The sequence below is a fragment of the Mailhella massiliensis genome (assembly GCF_020741395.1).
GTDB lineage: Bacteria > Desulfobacterota > Desulfovibrionia > Desulfovibrionales > Desulfovibrionaceae > Mailhella > Mailhella massiliensis_A.
The window spans coordinates 18,700-39,347 of record NZ_DYZA01000233.1 but is presented as its reverse complement, the minus strand read 5'-3'; the positions used below and the strand labels follow the sequence as shown (position 1 = coordinate 39,347).

The following is a 20,648-nucleotide window of genomic DNA, read 5'->3' as shown; positions in this document are numbered from 1 at the left end:
GGTGGTGCAGGAGGCGTTGGACAGGATGTTGTGCTTGGCGGGGTCGTACATGTCCTGGTTCACGCCCATGACCACGGTGAGGTCGGGCTGCTTGGCGGGAGCGGAGATGATAACCTTCTTGGCGCCGCGTTCCAGATGCACGCCGGCCTGAGGAGCGCTGCGGAAGATACCGGTGGATTCCACCACCACGTCCACATCAAGATCCTTCCAGGGAAGCTTGTTGGGATCGCGTTCGGCGAGGCAGGCCACGTTCCAGTCGCCGACCTTGACCATGGTGCAGTCCACACCGCCCACGGAGGTCTTTTCAGAGGCCACTTCGCAGGTGAAACCGGCGGGGCCGTAAGCGCTGTCATGCTGGAGCAGATGGAAATTGGTGTTGGCGTCCATCAGGTCGTTGATGGCCACGATTTCGGCGGTTTCGCCGTACTTGCCATACATGGCGCGGAAGACCTGACGGCCGATACGGCCGAAGCCGTTGATAGCAACTCTTACCTTTTTCATGGTTCCTTTCCTTTGCCCGGAAAGCCGGGCACGTTTGGTGGAATATGTCTTGCGCGACGCCTGCACAATGCTTACGGATCAGCCTTTCCGTACGGCGTCCCGAGCGATTCTGCCACCGCGTTTAAAAATCACAAGAGCGAAAGACAGGATATCAAAAATTCCCAGAATACGCAAATCTTTGATATCCGATTTCCCCTTTTTACGCCCGTCCGTGCCTCACATACTCAACCTGTTTCGCGCCAACTCTCCAGCTTTTCATGAAAAAGCATTTTTCACGGCATGGCGGAAAAACTCCCGTCTCGCCGATGCACGCCTCACGGCCGGGGGAAAGCCTTGCCAAATACGGGCAAAGGGGGATATTGGTTCGGCTCATCCATTTTTTCAGAGGGGGGGGACCTCATGCATCCTTTCAACTCAGCGCCGCAGAAAGCGCTGCCCGGCGAACAGTCCACGCTGCCCGACCTCAGCTCCGTGACTCTTCCTGCCCGCTTCACCAGCCGCAAGGCCAGGATACAGGACGTGAACGGCATGTCCAGCCTCATCAACGAATTTGCCGCCGCCCGCATCATGCTGGCCAGAGGGCCGCTCTATCTGTACCAGAACATTCAGGATTATCGCGTCATCACCGCCATGGCGGGCAACAAGGAAATCGTCCTTGCCTGCGGCGGCCTGCATGTACTCTGGGAAGACCTTGCCGAGGTGCGCTCCGTAGCCGTCCATCCCGAACTTCAGCACAAGGGCATAGGCCGCCTCATCGTGCAGGATCTCATCGCCGACGCGCGCGCCCTCGGCGCGGCGCATGTGTTCACCTTCACCCTGGCCCCGGGCTTTTTCTCCTCCCTCGGCTTTACCGCCGTGGACCGTGACACGCTCTCGCCCGTGGTCTGGGCCGAATGCAGCAAATGCCCCAAGTTCTACAAATGCGACGAAGTCGGCATGATGCTGCACTTCTAAAGACGGATACAGGAGCCTACCATGCGCAGCCTCAAAAATCGTGACTTTCTGAAAATCGCCGACTTTTCCCGCGAAGAGCTGAACTTCCTGCTCACTCTCGCCTCCCGCCTCAAGAAGCTTAACAAGGAAGGGAAAGAACCGCAGTTTCTCAAGGGCAAAAACGTAGCCCTGGTGTTTGAAAAAACCTCCACCCGCACGCGCTGCGCCTTTGAGACCTCGCTCTTCGACCAGGGTGCGCACTGCACCTATCTGAGCGACGGTTCCCAGATAGGTAAGAAGGAATCCATGGCCGACACCGCCCGTGTGCTCTCCCGCATGTACGACGGCATAGAATACCGCGGCTTCGGGCAGGAGATTGTGGAAAAGCTCGCGGAATTTTCCTCCGTGCCGGTGTGGAACGGCCTGACCAACGAAGCCCACCCCACGCAGATTCTCGCCGACTTTCTCACCATGCAGGAGCACTGCGACAAACCCTTGCAGGATATCACCTTCGCCTACCTCGGGGACGCCCGCTACAATATGGGCAACTCCCTTATGATGGGCGCGGCGAAAATGGGCATGAAATTCCGTTCCGTGGCCCCTGCAGCGCTTCAGACGAGCGACGAAATCTACCATCTCTGCCTTGTCGAGGCGGAAAAATCGGGCGCGGAAATCATCCGCACAAGCGACGTGGCCGAAGGGGTGAAAGGCTGCGACTTCATCTACACCGACGTATGGGTGTCCATGGGTGAACCCGACGAGGTATGGAAGGAACGCATCGAACTGCTGCTGCCCTATCAGGTGAATGCCCGCGTCATGGAACTGACCGGCAATGCCGGATGCAAGTTCATGCACTGCCTGCCCGCCTTCCACAACAGGGAAACGGCCGTGGGCGAATCCATCTATCAGAAATTCGGACTTGAAGCTCTGGAAGTGACGGAAGAAGTCTTTGAGTCCGCGAACTCCATTGTTTTTGATGAGGCGGAAAATCGCAAACACACCATCAAGGCCGTCATGGTCGCCACTTTGTCGGACGTTCCGCCCATTTTCCTTGAAGATTAGCAGGCTGGCGGGGAAGGAACTTCCCCCCGCAGGCTCATTCGGGGAGAAGGAAACGGCCGGGCCTCTCCCCCAAAAAAATCCGGCTACGGCGAAAAAAACGGTCACGACCGGGCATGTCTTGTTCCGGGCAGAACTTGTCCGCCTTTTTCGCTTGCCTTTTTCAAAAATTCAGGCTATTGCTAGCAGTCCTTACGATACAGAAAGTATCGCGTTCAAGCAGCATTCCGCCCCACTCGGGCTTTTTATGGAGGATATACCATGGGTAAACAGTGTGAGATCTGCGGCAAGAAAGCTCAGGTGGGCAACCTTGTGAGCCATTCCAATATCAAGACCAAGCGTCGCTTCAATCCCAATCTGCAGGCTGTCCGCCATCAGGATGCCGACGGCACCGTGCGCACCATCAACGTGTGCACCCGCTGCCTCCGTTCCGGCGCCGTGGTGAAGCCCGTCGTCAAGAACGACGCCGAATAATCAGGCTTGCCGATCTTTCCAAAGGCGGGGATAACATCTCCGCCTTTTTTGATTAATCGTTCTCATCCGCAAGGGACTTTTCCGGCCGCGTTCTCCCCATGTGAAGCGCCCGAGAAAAACAACTCCCGCCGCCTTCAGGCGCCTTCACGGTGCACAGATATCATGAACGAGATCCGCGCCCCCTTCCGTCATCGCCCCAGACGCTGCATATCCATGTGGCGACGCTCGGCGCGCGTGCCGGCAACCTGGCGCGTGGTGGACTTTCACGGGCCGGAGTACATGGGCAGACAGCTTCCCGCCCTCGGTACGAAACAGATGGAACTTCTGCGCCTCGTGCTTGATTCACGCGACATTCCCTATCTCATCACAGGGCACGGTTCCCAGGCACGGGCCTTCGTACCCGCCATGTTCGAGACCATCGCCCGCATGGAGCTTGCCGACGTGGCCTCAGAAAAGCCCCTGCCTCCGCCCAGCCTCACGCCGAAGCACAATGCGCACTGGGCCATGCTCGTCATGCTCTTTCTCATTTTCTGGCACGGCCTGACCATGGGCTGGTGGCCCCTGCCCTTCGAGCATGTCCCCGACCCGGATTACTGGAAAATGTGCGGCCGGCTGGACGTGACTGCTGTGCGTGCCGGGGAATGGTGGCGTACGGCCACGGCCCTCACCCTGCACGCCGACAGCCTGCACCTTTTCAGCAATGTTCTGTTCGGCATTCCCTTTCTTCTGCTTCTGGCCCGTCGGCTGGGTCTCGGCCTCACGGTGGCGGCTATTCTTGTTTCCGGCATGCTGGGCAATGCCATGAACGCTCTCTACCGCGACCCCGGCTATGCGAGCCTCGGATTTTCCACAGCCATGTTTGCCAGCGTAGGCCTGCTTTGCGCCGATATCGTGGTGAGAAGCCCGGCGCGCGGCTTCCGCCGCCTGGCGCTCCCTGTGGCCGCCGGCCTGGCCTTTCTCGCCACGCTGGGGTCCGAAGGGCAGAACACCGACTATGCCGCGCATATCTTCGGCCTTCTCTCCGGCTTCCTGATCGGGCTTGCCGTGAGCTTCGCCATCCGGCATGACGCTCTTCCCCGCCCCATGGAATGGCTGCTCGGCTGCGCCGCCCCCCTTTTCCTGCTTTTATGCTGGAAAGCAGCACTTTAACCTTCACTCCGAGGAGATTATGGATAAAGCCCCCGGCACCTTCGAACTTCTGGGCAAGGACGGCAACGCCCGCGCAGGACTTCTCCACACCGCGCACGGCGTCATTGAAACTCCCATCTTCATGCCCGTGGGCACGGTGGGCAGTGTGAAGGCCCTGGCCCCCGATGACCTGGAGACGACGGGCGCGCAGATCATTCTGGGCAACACCTATCACCTCTACCTGCGCCCCGGCGATGAACTCGTAGCCCGGCGCGGCGGCCTGCATGAATTCATCCGATGGAACAAACCCATACTCACCGACAGCGGAGGATTCCAGGCCTTCAGCCTGAGCAAGCTGAACAAGATGAAGGCGGACGGTGTGGAGTTCCGCTCCCATATCGACGGCTCAAAACACATATTCACGCCGGAAAAAGTCATTTCCATACAGCGCAACCTGAATTCCGATATCATGATGCCGCTTGACGTGTGCCTCGGCTACGGTGCAACGTATGAAGAAGCGGAAAAAGCCGTGAAGCGCACCACTGAATGGGCTGCGCGCTGCCGTGAAGCCTACCCTGCCCACAGCGCGGGGAATCTGCTCTTCGGCATCGTGCAGGGCTGCACTTACCCTGAACTTCGCGAAGCCTCGGCAAGGCAGCTCATGAACATCGGCTTTGAAGGCTACGCCATAGGCGGCCTCGCCGTGGGAGAACCAAAAAATCTCATGATGAAGAACCTGCGCGTGCTCGATCCCGTGCTGCCGCAGGACAAACCCCGCTACCTCATGGGCGTGGGCACGCCCCTGGATATCCTGCACGCCATAGAGGAAGGCGTGGACATGTTCGACTGCGTACTGCCTACCCGCAACGCCCGCAACGGCACGCTCTACACCTCGGAAGGCAAAATCAACATCAAACGCGCACAGTACGCCGAGGACGATTCCCCCCTTGACCCGACCTGCAAATGCTATACCTGCCGCACCTTCAGCAAGGCATACCTGCGTCACCTCTATGTGAGCCAGGAGCTTCTGGCCTTCCGCCTCAACTCCCTGCACAACGTGACCTATTTTCTGAATATGGTTCGCGGAGCACGCAGGGCCATACTTGAAGGCCGCTATGCCGAGTTCAAAGCGCAGTACGAGGAGAAATACCCCGAGGAAGATCTGCTCTTCGACGCGCCCGAGGCCTAACCTGCCAGGCACAGGACTTTTCCCATGCAGGGCCGCCTGAAGGCGGCCCTTTCTTTTTCCCTGTTCACGGCAGGGCATACTTCCAGAAAAACAGCACGCTCCGGCAAATACGGCGAGCTTCTCCCCGGCACACGTCCGTTCCCACCCTTCCGACACCATCCCCGGGCAGCACCGGAAACACTCCTCTCCTCAAAAAGTCCAAAAAAAAGCCGGCGTCCGAAAACGCCGGCCGGAAAGAGGCAAATGTCGCTCAATTCGGGATCAGCTTGAAAAGCACGGAGTTTTCCAGCACCAGAGGGCACGTCTGCATGAAAAACACAGTGCCGTCCTCCGGGGCCCGCACTTCCCAGCGCACGGAGCCGTCGTAGGGATCGAGAATATGGGCAAGGCGCTGATGCCGACGCACAAGGTCGTCGGTCTTGCACATGCAGTACATGATGCCCGCCCGGCAGGCCTTGACATTGATGAGCTCATCTTCCTGCACCACCTGGGAATAATACCCCGGATGGGGGCGGTGCCGGATGAGCCCGTGCAGGGCCATGAAACGCAGTATGGCCGAAAGGCTGTCGTCGGCGGTGGACGCATCGATGATGCCGGTGTGCCCGGCATAGACGGAAAATGCCTGGGTTTCCCATATCTGCCAGTTATAGTTCAGCGTCGTGGTGTCTATGGGCAGGGGATTGCGTACCAGCGTGTAGGGCAGGCCGAAGCCCTGGGCAAGTTCCACATCTTCATAGCCGGTGTGCATCATGCGTACATGGGGGATGAAATCCCCGGGCAGATAATAACTCGCAAGCTGCACACCGAACTGATAGCCCTGTATATGCTCAAAAAGTGCGGCGGCGATGCGCTGCGTGGTTTCGCCCAGGGGATAACCGGGAAACATCCGGTTGATATCGGTATTGTCCATGGCCCAGAAACGCTTGCCTATGTTCATGGCAAAGGGATTGGCCGAAGGGATGATGAGGATCTCATGCCCGGGCATGAGCTCGCCCCTCTCCTCCAGATCCTGCAGAGTATGAACGAGGCGGGAGCAGACAAATTGCTGCTGAAGCTCGTCGCCGCGCATGGCGCCCACTATGGCCATACTCTTTCTGCCGGAACCGAAACGGAAACCATGGATGCGGAACTCGTCGCGGAAAGGCGAGGACATGACGAAAAGGCGTTCACGTTTCATGCTTTGTCCTCCCTGTAGACACGCGCCAGAAGCGAGCCCTCATACACCACGGGATAGGCCCGAATGGTGAAGACGAAACCCGGCTGTTCCACGGCCACTTCCTGCAGCACCGCACCGCGCAGAGGATCAACTATGCGGCCTATGGGCTGGCCGGCCTCGACTTCATTGGACTGGCGGATAAGCGGGATGAACACTCCCGAAGCCGAAGCATTGATGAATTCCACGGAGCCCCTGGTGGAAAGAATGGTCCTGTGCCCGGCGGGAGGAGCGGGTACCTCGCCTTTCCAGACGCCGAGATGGCCCATGAGGTTCAATATGCCGTCCACCAGCTGATCGCCGTAGCTCTTGGTGATGCGCATGCCCACGCCCATTTCCACCACCAGGGTAGGCGTGCCCAGAGCATTCAGAGAATAGGCCAACGTAGCTTCGAGCACGGTGGCCGCCTCATGCACCCACAGAAAATCCAGATTCAGATACGTTGCCAGCGGTACCAGTTTTCCGCCGTCAGCTGATTGATGCGGACCTGCGGCACCTCATACAGGAAAATATTGCTGGAATGGATATCCAGCACCAGATCCGCACCCTTCAGATCTTCAATCAGGTTGTAAGCCGTGTTCTCCGCCATACTGCCCATGGGATCGCCGGGGAAAATACGGTTCATGTCCAGATCGAAGTTGGGAATGCCGCGCGTGATGGAGTCTATGCCCAGAGGATTGAGGGCGGGGTAGATCTCCACGGTGCCGTCCAGCTTGTCGAGATTTTCCTGCAGGATGCTGCCGATGCGGTAACAGATGTACTGCCCTTCCAGCTCGTCGCCGTGCGTGCCGGTGACGATGCAGATGCGCTTTTTCCCGGAGCCCCCTGAAATACAGTTCTTGCGGATGAGCAGATGTTCATCCACGGGCAGCTCCGTGGAAATGACGGTTTTAATCATAGTTCTTCCACTCTGATAGCTAGGGTGTTCTGCTGTGCGGCCCCGCCGAGGAATATGCCCCTGTTCACGGGGCAGTCGGCGCTGTCGCGGCCATGGGCCACCTTGATGCAGCCGTAACTCAGCAGTCGGTTGTTGGCAGGGTCCAGCCCTCTCCACACGCCCTGATCAAAGAACTCCACCCAGGCGTGCGTGGCCCCTTCTCCCACAAGATAACCGCAGGCATAACGCGCCGGGATTCCGCAGGAGCGGAGCAAGGCGAGCATGATGTGGGCGTAATCCTGACAGACGCCCCGCCCCAGGGCAAAAGCCTGTGCCGCAGTAGTGCTCACCGTGGTGCTTCCGGGAGTATAAGCCATGTGTCTGTGCACGGCAAAACAAAACGAAAGAGCCTTCTCCAGCACGGGGCCGCACGGCGGCGGAGCCTCGGAAAGGCCCTTCGCCGCATCCCCCTTCGCCTGTCTTGCAAAACGCACCATCTCCCCGCTCGGAAGCGTGAGCGGAGTATGTTCCAGGTACATGCCGTGCGCCGTACCGCAGATGCGATACGGCGTCTGCCGTACCACGCCTTCGGAAAGGATGCTGAAGCGGCAATGTTTCTCCGCAACGTACCCCGTCTGCACGGCGCTGCCGAAAGCGTCGATCCCCCGGCTGACGCTCAGGGGAAGAACGGAACCATCGTCGAGCGTGACGCCCACACTCAAAGATGCCCGCTCCGCACGCTGAAAAGGTTCCGCCTTCGGCATGCAGCGCAGAAGCCAGGTATGCGCGGAGACCGGCGTGGAGAAATAAATGCTGCTTTCGCAGCGATAGGAAAAACGCTTCATACCAAGACCAGGGAATTCAACGACCGGAGCGCCTCGGGAATCTTCTTCTCGAAGTCGCGCCCGTCGGAGAATATCTCCCTGAGCTCGTTTCTGCAACGCTCATCCACCATGTCTTCCATATGCCGCAGGCGGTGATCCAGACTTTCCCATTCGGCGGCGACGCGCTTGAAAGGATAGTCGAATCTTGAATATATATCAATATATTCCACATGTTTGCCTACAAAAAGCATATCCAGAGTGGCAATATTGGTCACATGCTGGAACACCGAACCCCAGAAGGAGAGAATATAGTCGGTAATAGGCTGAAGGCGGACGATATTGATATCCTGCTTGTGGCGACAGTGGTTGAGCGTGGCCACGCAGAGGTTCACGTAGCTGATGGATGCCGTAGTCAGTTCCTCGCGCAGCACGATACTGTTGTCGTTCAGACATTCCAGGCAGTAGAGAAGCGAGCCCGGCGTATTCTCGAAAAGATGCTGATACAGGAAGTTTTCCCTGTCGGAAGGGCAGTCCGTAAGGGAGAGCTTCCGGCAGTAGATCTGGAGGGCGTCCTCCCGACCTTCGTCCAGGCACAGGTCGTAGTAATAACGCAGGAAGTGGAGCTGGGCAAAGAGGCGTTCGGCATAACGGCCCAGCCAGAAAAGATGGTTCGCCTTGGCGGGAGATATGGAAGACATGGCAGATCCTTTTCGTATAACGGTGGAAACAGGCTAGAACGATTGGGGAAGCGACTGATGATCGCGCATCACCCAGGTATCCTTGAAGCCTCCGCCCTGGCTGGAATTGACCACGAAGGAGTCGGCCTGACGGGCGAAACGAGTCAGCCCGCTTTTCCAGACCACCGTATTGTCGGCGGAAGAAAGCACAAAGGCACGAAGGTCGGCCTTGCGGTAGACGACGCCATGATTTTCCATGGTTTCCAGGTCCTTGAAGTTAATCACTTCCTGAGCTATCCAGCGGCGCGGTTCGGAAATGATGAGCTCCTTCAGCTTTTCCAGCCTGTCGCGTTCCAGGTCGCGCCCGAACACCACGCCGTATCCTCCGGCTTCGCTTACGTCCTTGATGACCAGCTTTTCCGTATTGACGAGGACGTATTTTCGATCCTCTTCATAATAGGGCAGGTAGGTGGGAGCGTTTTGCAAAATAGCCTTTTCGCCGAGGTAGTATTCCACCATGCGGGGTACGAAATAGTAAAGCCCCTTGTCGTCGGCCACGCCGTTGCCGGGACTGTTCAGCAGGGCCACGTTGCCCGCGGCATAGGCCTGCATGAGGTTGGGCACGCCGAGGAGAGAAGTCGGCTCAAAAAACATGGGGTCAAGATATTCGTCGGACACACGACGGTAAATGGCGCCCACCAGCGTTTTTTCGTGGAAGATACCCTGATAATACACATGATTGTCTTCCACAATGAGATCTCCGGGGAAGGCGAGCACGGAGCCTGTGCGTTCCGCAAGATAGGAATGTTCAAAAAACGCGGAGTTATAGCGCCCCGGCGTGAAGACCACGTTCAGCCCGCCGTTGACGTTCATGCTGTCCATCATGTTCTTCAGCAGGCGGGGGTAGTCGCGGTTGTCCTCTATATGATTTGCGGAAAAGGTTTCCGGGCTGACCTTGCGGGCGATGGAACGAGCGATGAGCGGATAGGAAGCGCCGGAAGGAATACGCAGGTTGTCTTCCAGCACGAACCACTGCCCGTCCTTGGCCTGCACCAGGTCGATACCGGCGATGTGAGCGAAGACGCCGTGCGGGGGACGTATGCCTTCGCACTGAGGAAGATAACCCTTGGAAGCATAGACGAAGGATTTGGGAACAATGTCATTTTTAATAATATTCTTTTCACCGTAAATGTCGGCAAGGAACAAGTTCAGTGCTCTGACGCGCTGCGACAGGCCCTTTTCCAGATAGGCCCATTCTTCGGGAGTAATGACGCGGGGAATGGGGTCGAAAGGAAAAAGCTGTTCCTTGAACTTGCCGTTTTTGTAGATTCCGAAACGCACGCCATAGCGTTCCAGCCAGTTGTTCACAGCTTCGCGGCTTTCTACAAGTGAATACATGTCAGACTCCTGCTAATATGTTCCGTGTATGAATTATGCAAAAGATATGCCACTTTGTCCAAAAAAAATGCCCGGGAGGGGCATCTTTTTTTGCGGATGTGACACCTTGAAATCTATGAATAAAAAGAAAATTGCTCTGCCGGAGTGAAAAGGTGGATTTTTCCCGTACAGAGAAACCTCTCATAACGGCCTCGCTTCCGGCAATATGCGGAACCATTTCAGGAAAAAGCGGCACCACCCGCGGGCGTCCCACACTCCGCGCAGGACATGCGTTACCGGAAAAAACGCGGCTCCTTTTGCATCGCTTCCGCCTGCCTCACAGGAAAGCCGGGACTGTCGGAAATATCCCGGCAGGCCCGTACGACAAAACGCCGCTCCGGACCATACACGATCCGGAGCGGCGTTTCAGAAAACGACACGATCCTGCCTGAAAAGGGCTGCGGAATTCTTTCGTTATGCCTTCTCAGGGGAGAACGCCTTCACTCCACAGGCCGCGCCATCGCTCCCCGAGCGACGCTTCCTCCTTCCTGCCTTTCTCCTGCAACGAGGCAAGGAAACGCGACACTTCCCCGTCCAGCTCCTCCAGCGTGCCCGCATTGCGGATGATAAGGTCGGCGGCGGCGATTTTCCTCTCCTGCGTCCACTGCCAGCCTTCCACGGCGGCGATTTTTTCCTCGCTCCAGCTTCTCGTCCTTCGCAGGCGCTCGTACCGCACCTCATCCGGGCAGGCTATGACCGCGATATCCGCATCCGGGCACGTCCAGCCGGTTTCAAACCAGAGCGGCACCTCGGCCGCGGCAACGGCCCGGCCCCGGGCTCCGGCCTTCTGAAAGAATTCGTCCATGGAAGCCCGCACCAGAGGATGGATAAGGCGCTCCAGCTCCCGGCGCATGCCGGGCGTTCCGGCCAGAAGCCCTGTCAGCGCCGCCCTGTCCACCGTGCCGTCGGCATGGAAAAAGGCCTCTCCGAATCGCCGGCGCATGAGGAGCCAGCCGTCGGCCCCGGGCTGATACTGGGCCGCCACGGCCTTATCCGCGCTCCAGACGGGAATACCCCGCGCTTCCAGCCTTTCCAGCACGGCGGATTTGCCGCAGCCGGGCATACCGGTGAGGATGACCCGCCGCGTTGCCCGCTCCAGATCAAGCATGACACGGGGGAAATCTTCGGGAGGCGGAGCAAGAAAACAAAGATGCCTGCCGCTGACGGGGTGCTCGAAATCGAGCTTCCATGCGTGCAGAAGCTGCCGTGCCGCCGGGGATACCTTATCCTGCGGGCCGTACACGGCGTCGCCCCACAGGGGGAATCCCGCCTGGGCGAGATGTACGCGGATCTGATGAGTACGGCCGGTGAACAATCGCACGGCAAGCAGGGCGAAGCGGCCGGAGGGAGAAGCGTAAAGCGTGCTCCACTCTGTCAGGGCGCTCCTGCCGCCCTTCTCTTCGGGGACTACGGCCATGCGCGTTTTTATGGCGGGGTGGCGGCCTATAGGCAGATCGCTCATGCCTTCAGTCGGGGGCACTCCTCGCGTTACGGCGAGATAGGTCTTATGCACACGCCGTGCCGCAAAGTCTTCAATGAGGCGCAGTCTGGCCCGCTCGGAAAGGGCGACGACCACAAGGCCGGACGTATCCTTGTCCAGCCTGTGCACGATACCGGGCCTCGGCCCCTCCTGAAGGGAAAGCTGCGGGAAACGCGCGAGAAGCCGGTGCACCAGCGTGCCTTCAGGGCAGCTCGGGCAGGGATGCATGGTCAGGCCGGAGGGCTTGTTCACCACGGCTATGTCCTCATCGCTGTACACGATATCGAGCGGCCCCTCTTCGGGGCGGAGCTTCTCCGAGGCGGCAGGCATGCGCAGAGCCACGCTCCAGCCCGGACGCACGCGCGCATCCGCATCCGTACAGAGAGCCCCCTCCACCGTGCAGCGCCCCTGCTCCACGAGCTTTTTCAGACGGCTGCGGGAAAGCTCCGCCACAGAGCCCAGAAATGCGTCAAGGCGCATCTTCCGCGATCCTTGGGGCACGACGAAAATACGCTCTTCCTCCCGGAGGCCCTCTTCTTCCAGAATGTCGGATTCCTCTTCCCATGCCGCAGGCGGCAGCGTGCGCTCAGTCATGCCCTTCTCCGGCCTTCAGCCTTTTGATGATGTAGCCCGTCATGACGGCCTTGGCGATATTCCTGCCCTCCCCGTCGTACACCGCGATATCGAATACCGCGAGGGTACGGCCGATTTTGACAGGTACGGCCCTGGCCCGCAGGGGCCCGCACTCGCCGGGCAGAAGATAGGAAATGGAGCACTGAGCGCTCACGCACACAAGGCCCGCCCCCCGACAGCCGGCGGCAAAGGCCATATCGGCCAGGGTGAAGACAGCTCCCCCGTGGGCCTTGCCCAGCGCATTCTTATGGCGCTCGTCCAGCGGCATGGACACTTCTCCCCTGCCGTCCGCCTCAAAACCCGCAAGCTCTATGCCCAGCAGGCTGGAGAGCGTGCCTTCCGTGATGACTTCGCTCATGACTCCCCCGTGCAAACATGGTACGGGGCATAAGCATACGCGCGCCCCCTCCCCCTGACAAGGGCAATACGAAAAGGCCCGGCAGAGAAGCGTTTTCCCGAAGGCCGGGCGCGCGCCCCCTCCTGTGTGTGAAGCATGGAAAAAACGCGGGAAAAACGCGGACGTCCGGTGCAGGCGCATTTCTTTCGCTGGACAGCGCCCGCCGGAGAGTTTATATCTTCTGGATACATTTTCTTTTAAGGAGCAATCTCATGGCCCATAAAAAGATCGAACGCGCCAAGGAACTTGATCGCCGTCGTCATCGCCGCGCCAAGCGCATCAAGGAACGCATCCACGAAGCCAAGGCCGCTGCCAAGAAGTAAGCCTGGCGGTCGGTTCCTGCGGCCTTCCGGTTGCAGAGTAGGTTTTAGGCGTGTCGGCTTTCCGTGCGGGCACGCCGTTTCTTTTTTTGCCCAACCCCCTTTTTCCCATGCCTATTTACGAATACGCCTGCCCCCACTGCCGCAAAACCTTTGAAGAATGGCTGCACTCCGGCGATGACGCCGAAACGCAGCCCTGCCCCGACTGCGGCGAACCCTGCAGCCGCATCCTTTCCAACACCTCCTTCATCCTCAAGGGCGGCGGCTGGTTCGCCTCCTCCTACGGGCACGGCACGAGCAACCTTTTCGACAAAAGCAAGGGCGTTCCCTCCATGTCCGATAAAAAGCCGGAGGAAAGCGCTCCTTCCACCCCCAAAGCCGAAAGCCCGGCCCCCGCGAAAAGCGCGGACAATACCGCCGGAACGAAATAGAGGCCATCATGATAGAGCGTTACTCCCGGCCGGAAATGGCCCGTCTCTGGACACTGGAAAACCGCTACCGCTACTGGTTCAAGGTGGAGCAGGCCGTATGCCGGGCCTGGAACGAGCAGGGCGTCATTCCCGATGAGGACCTGAAGAACATCCTGCAGGACGTGGACTTCGACGAGGACAAGATCCTTGAAATCGAAGCCGTCACCCGCCACGACGTCATCGCCTTCCTCACCTATCTGGAACAGAAAATCGGTCCCTCCGCGCGCTTCATACACCTCGGCTGCACCTCCTCCGACATGGTGGATACCGCCATGGCCCTGCAGATGGTGGAAGCGGGCAGGATGATACTCGACGATTTCGACCTTGTGCTCGACACGCTGAAAACCTTTATCCGCGCCCATCAGGGGCTCGTCTGCATGGGCCGCTCCCACGGCATACACGGCGAACCCGTGACCTACGGCTTCAAGTTCGCGGGGTTCTACGCGGAATTCCTGCGCGACAAGAAGCGCTTCGCAGACGCCGTGGAGGATATCCGTACCGGCAAGCTCTCCGGGGCCATGGGCACCTACACCGTCATTACTCCCGCCGTGGAAGCGCGCGCCTGCGAAATCCTCGGCCTGAAGGCCGATATCATCTCCACCCAGATCGTGCAGCGCGACCGCTACGCCCATTACTTCACCTCCCTGGCCATTGCCGCGGGTACGGTGGAACGCATCTGCGTGGAACTGCGCCACCTCCAGCGCACGGAAGTGCATGAGGTGGAGGAAGGATTTGCCAAGGGGCAGAAAGGTTCCTCGGCCATGCCTCACAAGCGCAACCCCATCTCCGCGGAAAACATGTGCGGCCTTGCCCGCGTCATCCGCTCCAACGCCTTTGCCGCTCTGGAAAACCAGGCCCTGTGGCACGAGAGGGACATAAGCCATTCCTCGGTGGAGCGCATCATCACGCCCGACTCCACCATACTCATGGACTATGTGCTGCACCGCCTGGATCGCCTGCTCAAAGGGCTGCGCATCCTGCCGGAGAACGTGGAACGCAACCTCTGGGGCAGTTACGGGCTCTTCTTCTCGCAAAGGGTGCTCACCGCGCTCATCGAAAAGGACATGCCCCGCCAGCAGGCCTATGTAGTGGTGCAGAAACGCGCCATGGAAAGCTGGGAGACCCATAAGCCCTTCCCCGAGCTCATCCGCGCCGACGAGGAGATCAAAGCCCACCTTTCCCCCGCCGAGCTCGACGCCATTTTCGATATCAACCACTACACCCGCTACGAGGCCGAAATCGTCGACCGCGTGCTCGCAGAACAATAACCGCCTGAAAAAGGCTGAAAAGCTGAAAAAACGCCGCTTCCGCATACGCCGGAGCGGCGTTTTTTCATACGGCATTGTCATCCCGCACGATTTCCTTTAATCTGTAACAGCGCTTTTCCTCCGCCCGCAATGCTTCCAACCCCACAAGGAGACTCCCTTGCTCCGGCTCCTCTTTGTTCTTTTCGCCTGCCTTCTGCTCCCCTCCACGGCCTTTGCCGAATGGACGGCCCGCCTTTCCTCCCGCGCGCCGGAATATTTCCTTGCCGCGGATAAGAGCCGCAAGCTGCTCTTTCAGGTGGAAAATCGAAAGCAGCCTGAAATCACCCGCCGTTTCGCCTGCATCCACGGCCGAAGGGAAGGCGACAAGCAGAAGGAAGGAGATCTGCGTACGCCGGAAGGAGTGTATTTCATCACGCATAAGATAGAGCGGAAACTCGACTTCATGGAGTACGGGCCGCACGCCTTCAACCTCAACTATCCCAACCCCGCCGACCGCCTGCGCGGCAAGACCGGCGGCGGCATCTGGCTGCACAGCAAGGGGCAGCCCATAGAAGGGCTCACCACCAGAGGCTGCATGGCCATAGACATGCATGAAATTGAAGACCTCGTGCCGCTTCTCATACCGGGTACGCCCGTCATCGTGGCGGAACACCTGGAAGGCACGCCTTTTGAAAGCGTGCAGGCTGAGGAAGGCGGAGCGCAGAAGCTGCCCGCGCCCATGCCCCAGAGCAGCACCTCCGTATTCCACCAGCCTTCCGGCCCCGCCGAAGTATGCCCCCCGCCCGGACAGGTTGCTCCGGGAGAGTCTTGCCCCCCCCTCGCTTCCCCTCCCATCGTGCCCATAACGGACGCAGTCCTGCTCTCCCCCGGAGAAAAGGTACGCTGCGGCACACTGCTCTGGATGGATCGGCGACTCCAGCAGTCCGAAAGCCTTTTTGAACTCTACGACAGAAAGAAATACCCCCGCGCAGGAAGAGAAAAATTCTCCTCACTGCGTAAACGTCTGCGCACGGAATTCACAGTTCAAAAGGAACTTTTTCTCGACAGGGAAGGCATACGCCTCATGGAGGGGCCGGGGTACTGGGTCTCCTGCTTCATTAAAAGCTATGAGCGCAAGGGGGTGCTCCATCACGGCCTTCAGGCCCTGTACTGGATGAGTGACGACAAGGGGGAATTCCTCATTATAGGCGAGGTGTGGATCCCGAACTGACGCGCTTCCGAGCAAGCGCCTCTTTTCCTCCCCAACGCCTTACCACCGCAAACGCTGACCTCCCGCCGGGCGGGCGGAGCTCCGCGTGAAGCCCGGGAATACAGTATGCAAGGCCGTGCGAAAGCGGGGGAAAGCTCTCTCCGCAAAAGCGGAAAAACGCGGTGAGCGGCGTTTGTTCTAAGGCGCCGCCCTGACGCTAGGGCGACGCTCGCCACTGTTTATCATGACCGCGCGGAACCGGCCTCCATGCCCCCGATACATAAAGAGCCCCTGCCGACCAAGCGCCTTTTGTTCCGAAGGCCAGTGCAGAGTTCCCTGCAAAGGCCATGGCGCTTTCCCGGCATGCCTGAATGTTCACGGCGGACGGACGACGCGCGGAACAAAACTTTGCCTACGCCCGCACGCGCGTCTTTGCCCTGCCGCCGTCCGTGGGAACGTCGTGCACCAGCTCGGAAAGGCGCAGGCCCACTTCCTCATAGTGCCCGCGAAGCACCATCTCTATATGCATGAGATTCCTGCCCTGCACCGCTTCGGCAATAAGGTGATGCCGATCATAAAATTCCTTGGGCGTGAACAGCGTGCGCCAGTAGGTATAATAAAGGAACTTAGCAAGAGAGGAACAGGACGTGCGGGCAAGGTCGATAAGGCGCTCGTTGGTGCAGGCGGAAAGCAGCGTCATATGAAACGCCTCGTCTATCTCGGAAAGCGTGTCGAGGTCTACAGCATAATTCACCTGTTCATCCAGGCGGCGCACCACCTCGGCAAAGGCGGACTCCTCCTTCTCCGTCCATCGGCAAAGGGACTGAGCCACGGCAGCCCCTTCCAGGATGCCCGCAACCACATAACTGTCGTAAATTTCCTTGGCGCTCATGGAGCGGACATATTTGCCCTTCTGGGGTTCAGAGCTGATAAGCCCCTGATGCGCCAGCATAAGCAGCGCCTCCCGGATGGGCGCACGGCTGATATTGAGTTCTTCCGATATCTGTGCCTCACGCACAGGCTGACCGGGCTTGAGCACACCGGAGCGGATGAGGTTGCGTATATACGAGGCTGCCTGAATACTGTAGGTTTCTTTTTTGAACTGCATGGCTGACGGATGTTTCCTGGTGGACGCCGTTCCGGGGGGAGAAGCCGACGTAAGTATGAAAAAGCCCTGTCTTGAAAGCTTACACTTGAAAAGCCTCACTTTTCAACCGGTACCCCGCGCCTGTGCCGGAAAAACTCCTGCGGACAGGGATCACACGGATACAGTCCTGCATACGGGCGGAGGAGGGAGCGACGCGCCCTTTCGCCTCTGCGGTGCAGGAGCAAAAAAGCCGCGTCCTTAAAAAATCCCGCCTTCGGAAACCGTTTCCGGCTTCCGAAGGCGGGGAAGGTACCCTCGACAGGCCGATCAGACCCCGGGCACGTTATTTACGGAAGGTGGGCAGGTAGGCATACAGGGCAGGAGAGCCGCCGGTATGCAGGAAGAGCACGTTGGCGCCCTTGGGGAAGTAGTCCTTGCGCACGAGGTCGATCATGCCGGACATAGCCTTGCCGCTGTACACGGGGTCGAGCAGAATGGCTTCGGTACGAGCGAGAAGCTTCACGGCCTCGATCATGCCGTCATTGGGGATGGAGTAGCCGGGCTGATAGTAGTCGCCGTAGCAGACAACCTTTTCCATGGGGAGCTGGACGCCCGCTCCGATGTAGTCCAATGTTTCCTGGGCCAGCTTGTGCACAAGAGCCTGCTGCACGTCGCCGGGGCGGCTCACGTCGATACCGGACATGGGAATGTCCATATTGTTGCCGTAGAAGCCGGCGATCATGCCGGCATGGGTACCGGCACTGCCGCTCGGCACGATGACATGGTCAAAATTGATGCCCATGGCGAACATCTGCTGCATGATTTCCTGTGCGCAGGAAACATAACCCAGAGCACCGATGGGGTTGGACGCGCCGCCGGGGATGATATAGGGCTTCTTCCCTTCCGCACGCAGCTTTTCGGCCACCTTTTCCATCTCCGCCATCATGGGGGAACCGCCGGGCACCACGGTGATGCTCTTCACGCCCAGAAGCTGATAGAGGAAGTTGTTGCCGGAGGCTTCAGGATTATAGCTGTCCTTCACGCGCTCTTCCAGCACGAGATGGCAGTCGAGCCCTTCGTGCACAGCCCAGGCGAGGGTCAGACGGCAGTGGTTGGACTGCACCGCGCCGCAGGTGATGAGGGTATCGGCGCCCTGGGCGAGGGCGTCGGCAATGCTGAAGTCCAGCTTGCGGGTCTTGTTACCGCCCGCACAGCCGGGAAGCAGGTCGTCGCGCTTGATGTACACGTTGACCTTGTTGCCCAGAGCCTTGGAGAAATTGGGCAGGTATTCGATGGGGGTGACTTCCTTGACATAACCGCGACGGGGGAACTTGGCGAGATTCATAATGTTTCCTTCTCTGATGAAAAATCCGGGGATTCTTTGAGTCGTTCCGGGCAACTGGCCCGGATCAGTTCCCGAGCGAGCACGCTAGTGGCGTCCACGACAGGAGTGTCCCACAACCTGGACTCGGTGACCGCCACCGGTATTTCCGTGCAGCCAAGGAGTATGGCATCCACCTGTTTCACCTCCACCAGACGGCGGGCCGTGTCAAGCAGTATCTGCCGGGCATGGGAGGTGACCGGATCAGAAAAAGCCTTGACGCCGAACGCGGGATCGCTGATGGCGCGCTGTACCAGAGCACATTCGTCCTCATCGGGAAGCACGGGGTCAAGCCCTGCCTTTTCCAACGCATCCTGATACAGGCGGGTATGCAGTGTGGCCACCGTACCCATGAGCCCTATGCGCCCGCCGGAGGGGCAGAGCGCACGCATATATTTCACCGCACTTTCGATGATGGAAACAAACGTCACGTCAAGGCCCGTGGCATAAAGGCGCTCCAGCGCCACATTCAGAATACGGGGGCTGTGCGCGGTGTTGCACGGCATGCCGATGACCCGTGCGCCGTTTTCGGCAAGCTGTGCCATGATGCCGCCGATATCCTCCCCCGGATTTTCCTTCGTCTCGCCCAGCAGGAATGCGGGACGCTCCGGTATCCATCCGGGAAAAGAATGAAGCATAAGAGGCAGATGGTCCTGATCCACGCCGGCCTTCGTCCAGCGGAAGATCTTGCGCACAAGGTCATAGCCCGCGTAGGGGCCGAGCCCCCCCACGATACCTATGGTGCGGGGCTCGGCCAGATGATCGGTAAAACGCTGAATCACAGTCATGCTTTGACGTTGCCGCCGTTTTCAAGCTTGGAAACCAGCAGTGCGCCGGTGGCGTCGCCAAGGACATTGATGGTGGTGCGCGCCATGTCCATGATGCGGTCCACGCCTGCGATAAGGGCTATGGCTTCCAGCGGGATGCCCACCTGGGTGAAGACCATGGTGATCATGATGAGGGCCGCGCCGGGCACGCCCATGGAACCGATGGACGCCAGAACTGCGAGCAGAATGACGGTGAGCTGCTTATCAATCGGCATGGGGATACCGTACACTTCAGCCGCGAAAATGGCCGCTACGCCCATGTATATGGCCGCGCCGTCCATGTTGATGGTATTGCCGAGGGGAATAGAGAAACTGGAAACAGACTTGGACGCGCCGAGCTTCTGCACGGAAAGCAGGTTGGAAGAAAGCGCGGCGGCGCTGGAACAGGTGGAGAAGGAGATGATGAGAGGCTCGGAAAGGCCCTTCAGGAAGGTGCCGGGCTTAAGCCCCGCAACGTGGGCGCAGGGCAGATAGACCACAAGGATCTGAAGAAGGCAGGCCAGATACATGACCGCCACCAGCTTGATGAGCGGCAGAAGCACGGAGAGACCGTGATTGGCCACGGTGAAGGCCATGAGTCCGAACACACCTATGGGAGCGTAGCGCATCACAATGCCCGTCACCTTGATCATGACTTCGGCGCAGGAGTCGAAGAACACGAAGGCGGGACGGCCCTTCTCACCCAGCATACTGAGGGCGAAGCCGAACAGAATAGCGAAGAAAATGACCTGGAGCATGTTGCCCTTGGCCAGGGCGTCGATGGGGTTCAGGGGCACGATATCCATGAGCACCTTGATGAGCGGAGGAGCGGAAACATCCTTCACCGCAAGATTTTCCATGGAAAGGGTAAGCCCGAGGCCTGGGCGGATGAGGTTGGCGAGGATAAGGCCTATGATGACGGCCACGGTGGTGGTAAGCAGGTAGTAAACCAGAGTCTTTGTCGCAACGCGACCGAGCTCTTTCACGTCGCACACACTCGCCGCACCGGCCACAAGGGTAGTGAACACCAGGGGAACCACCACCATGCGTACCAAGGTGATGAACAGATCGCCGAGCGGCTTGAACCAGCTGGCGTCGATGCTGATGGAAGGAGCCATGGCGCCGACGATGACGCCGAGAACCATACCGATGCCCATCTGGGCGGGAAGACCTAAACGCTTTGACATGGCAACTCTCAAGAAAAATACGTTGTACGCTTCTCACGCCCCGCCGGCCGGAAGAGCGCTGCCGCCTCTTCGCGTCATGCCCGGCCAGGACGCCTCCGCCGCCTGTTCTGTCCCTTTT

General features: G+C 59.0%; 21 protein-coding genes. 8 read left to right on the top strand and 13 right to left on the bottom strand.

The features are described from left to right. A partial coding sequence (locus K8W16_RS11430; protein WP_304123920.1) for a glyceraldehyde 3-phosphate dehydrogenase NAD-binding domain-containing protein occupies window positions 1-501 on the bottom strand: 501 nt, incomplete at its 3' end. 399 nt (window positions 502-900) lie between these two features. Here K8W16_RS11430 and K8W16_RS11425 point away from each other — a divergent pair. The 5 genes from K8W16_RS11425 (at window position 901) to tgt (ending at window position 5,284) form a co-directional block, all read left to right on the top strand. Continuing rightward, on the top strand, window positions 901-1,455 hold the full coding sequence (locus K8W16_RS11425; protein WP_304123917.1) for an N-acetyltransferase: 555 nt from the start codon (window positions 901-903) through the stop codon (window positions 1,453-1,455). 21 nt (window positions 1,456-1,476) lie between these two features. Then, window positions 1,477-2,496: an ornithine carbamoyltransferase gene (gene argF / locus K8W16_RS11420; RefSeq protein ID WP_304123914.1), complete on the top strand. Its 1,020-nt coding sequence runs from the start codon at window positions 1,477-1,479 to the stop codon at window positions 2,494-2,496. A gap of 258 nt (window positions 2,497-2,754) precedes the next feature. Further along, complete coding sequence (gene rpmB / locus K8W16_RS11415) at window positions 2,755-2,967, top strand: 50S ribosomal protein L28 (RefSeq protein ID WP_077071464.1); 213 nt, start codon at window positions 2,755-2,757, stop codon at window positions 2,965-2,967. Window positions 2,968-3,129: 162 nt separating this feature from the next. After that, window positions 3,130-4,116: a rhomboid family intramembrane serine protease gene (locus K8W16_RS11410; RefSeq protein WP_304123911.1), complete on the top strand. Its 987-nt coding sequence runs from the start codon at window positions 3,130-3,132 to the stop codon at window positions 4,114-4,116. 19 nt (window positions 4,117-4,135) lie between these two features. Further along, window positions 4,136-5,284 carry a tRNA guanosine(34) transglycosylase Tgt gene (tgt, locus tag K8W16_RS11405; protein WP_304123908.1) on the top strand — a complete coding sequence of 383 codons (1,149 nt, stop codon included), beginning with the start codon at window positions 4,136-4,138 and terminating at the stop codon, window positions 5,282-5,284. A 250-nt stretch (window positions 5,285-5,534) separates the two neighbouring features. Here the strand turns inward: tgt and K8W16_RS11400 are convergent, their stop codons facing one another. From K8W16_RS11400 to K8W16_RS11365, 8 genes are all read right to left on the bottom strand, one after another. Continuing rightward, window positions 5,535-6,461: a M14 family metallopeptidase gene (locus K8W16_RS11400; RefSeq protein WP_304123905.1), complete on the bottom strand. Its 927-nt coding sequence runs from the start codon at window positions 6,459-6,461 to the stop codon at window positions 5,535-5,537. Next, complete coding sequence (locus tag K8W16_RS11395) at window positions 6,458-6,913, bottom strand: succinylglutamate desuccinylase/aspartoacylase family protein (protein WP_304123902.1); 456 nt, start codon at window positions 6,911-6,913, stop codon at window positions 6,458-6,460. The genes K8W16_RS11400 and K8W16_RS11395 overlap by 4 nt, the downstream gene beginning before the upstream one ends. Before the next feature lie 17 nt (window positions 6,914-6,930). Beyond that, complete coding sequence (locus K8W16_RS11390; RefSeq protein WP_304123899.1) at window positions 6,931-7,395, bottom strand: succinylglutamate desuccinylase/aspartoacylase family protein; 465 nt, start codon at window positions 7,393-7,395, stop codon at window positions 6,931-6,933. Beyond that, window positions 7,392-8,219 (bottom strand): transglutaminase family protein, encoded by an 828-nt coding sequence (locus K8W16_RS11385; RefSeq protein ID WP_304123897.1) that lies wholly within the window; start codon window positions 8,217-8,219, stop codon window positions 7,392-7,394. Before K8W16_RS11385 ends, K8W16_RS11390 begins: the two co-directional genes overlap by 4 nt. Next, the gene (locus K8W16_RS11380; RefSeq protein ID WP_304123894.1) at window positions 8,216-8,896 is read right to left on the bottom strand and encodes an alpha-E domain-containing protein; all 681 of its coding nucleotides are present in this window, start codon (window positions 8,894-8,896) and stop codon (window positions 8,216-8,218) included. The genes K8W16_RS11385 and K8W16_RS11380 overlap by 4 nt, the downstream gene beginning before the upstream one ends. Before the next feature lie 33 nt (window positions 8,897-8,929). Continuing rightward, window positions 8,930-10,273, bottom strand: a complete 1,344-nt coding sequence (locus K8W16_RS11375; protein ID WP_304123891.1) for a circularly permuted type 2 ATP-grasp protein — start codon at window positions 10,271-10,273, stop codon at window positions 8,930-8,932. 463 nt (window positions 10,274-10,736) lie between these two features. Next, window positions 10,737-12,386, bottom strand: coding sequence for a dephospho-CoA kinase (coaE, locus tag K8W16_RS11370; RefSeq protein WP_304123887.1), 1,650 nt, complete (start codon window positions 12,384-12,386; stop codon window positions 10,737-10,739). After that, the gene (locus K8W16_RS11365; RefSeq protein WP_304123885.1) at window positions 12,379-12,783 is read right to left on the bottom strand and encodes a PaaI family thioesterase; all 405 of its coding nucleotides are present in this window, start codon (window positions 12,781-12,783) and stop codon (window positions 12,379-12,381) included. The genes coaE and K8W16_RS11365 overlap by 8 nt, the downstream gene beginning before the upstream one ends. 412 nt (window positions 12,784-13,195) lie before the next feature. On the opposite strand from K8W16_RS11365, the gene K8W16_RS11360 reads away from it, so the two are divergent. The 3 genes from K8W16_RS11360 (at window position 13,196) to K8W16_RS11350 (ending at window position 16,090) form a co-directional block, all read left to right on the top strand. Then, complete coding sequence (locus K8W16_RS11360) at window positions 13,196-13,573, top strand: zinc ribbon domain-containing protein (RefSeq protein WP_304123882.1); 378 nt, start codon at window positions 13,196-13,198, stop codon at window positions 13,571-13,573. An 8-nt stretch (window positions 13,574-13,581) separates the two neighbouring features. Further along, window positions 13,582-14,880 carry an adenylosuccinate lyase gene (purB, locus tag K8W16_RS11355; protein ID WP_304123879.1) on the top strand — a complete coding sequence of 433 codons (1,299 nt, stop codon included), beginning with the start codon at window positions 13,582-13,584 and terminating at the stop codon, window positions 14,878-14,880. Between the two features lie 157 nt (window positions 14,881-15,037). After that, window positions 15,038-16,090 (top strand): L,D-transpeptidase family protein, encoded by a 1,053-nt coding sequence (locus K8W16_RS11350; protein ID WP_304123876.1) that lies wholly within the window; start codon window positions 15,038-15,040, stop codon window positions 16,088-16,090. A 391-nt stretch (window positions 16,091-16,481) separates the two neighbouring features. On the opposite strand, the gene K8W16_RS11345 is transcribed toward K8W16_RS11350, so the two are convergent. The 4 genes from K8W16_RS11345 to K8W16_RS11330 all read right to left on the bottom strand — a co-directional run bounded on the left by K8W16_RS11345 (window position 16,482) and on the right by K8W16_RS11330 (window position 20,530). Continuing rightward, window positions 16,482-17,177 (bottom strand): GntR family transcriptional regulator, encoded by a 696-nt coding sequence (locus K8W16_RS11345; protein ID WP_304123873.1) that lies wholly within the window; start codon window positions 17,175-17,177, stop codon window positions 16,482-16,484. A gap of 322 nt (window positions 17,178-17,499) precedes the next feature. Further along, a complete protein-coding gene (locus K8W16_RS11340) occupies window positions 17,500-18,501 on the bottom strand; it encodes a D-cysteine desulfhydrase (protein ID WP_304123870.1) in 1,002 nt (333 codons plus the stop codon). Then, the gene (locus K8W16_RS11335; RefSeq protein ID WP_304123867.1) at window positions 18,498-19,325 is read right to left on the bottom strand and encodes an aspartate/glutamate racemase family protein; all 828 of its coding nucleotides are present in this window, start codon (window positions 19,323-19,325) and stop codon (window positions 18,498-18,500) included. Before K8W16_RS11335 ends, K8W16_RS11340 begins: the two co-directional genes overlap by 4 nt. Then, window positions 19,322-20,530: a dicarboxylate/amino acid:cation symporter gene (locus K8W16_RS11330; RefSeq protein ID WP_304123864.1), complete on the bottom strand. Its 1,209-nt coding sequence runs from the start codon at window positions 20,528-20,530 to the stop codon at window positions 19,322-19,324. The genes K8W16_RS11335 and K8W16_RS11330 overlap by 4 nt, the downstream gene beginning before the upstream one ends. Between the last annotated feature and the right edge of the window lie 118 nt (window positions 20,531-20,648).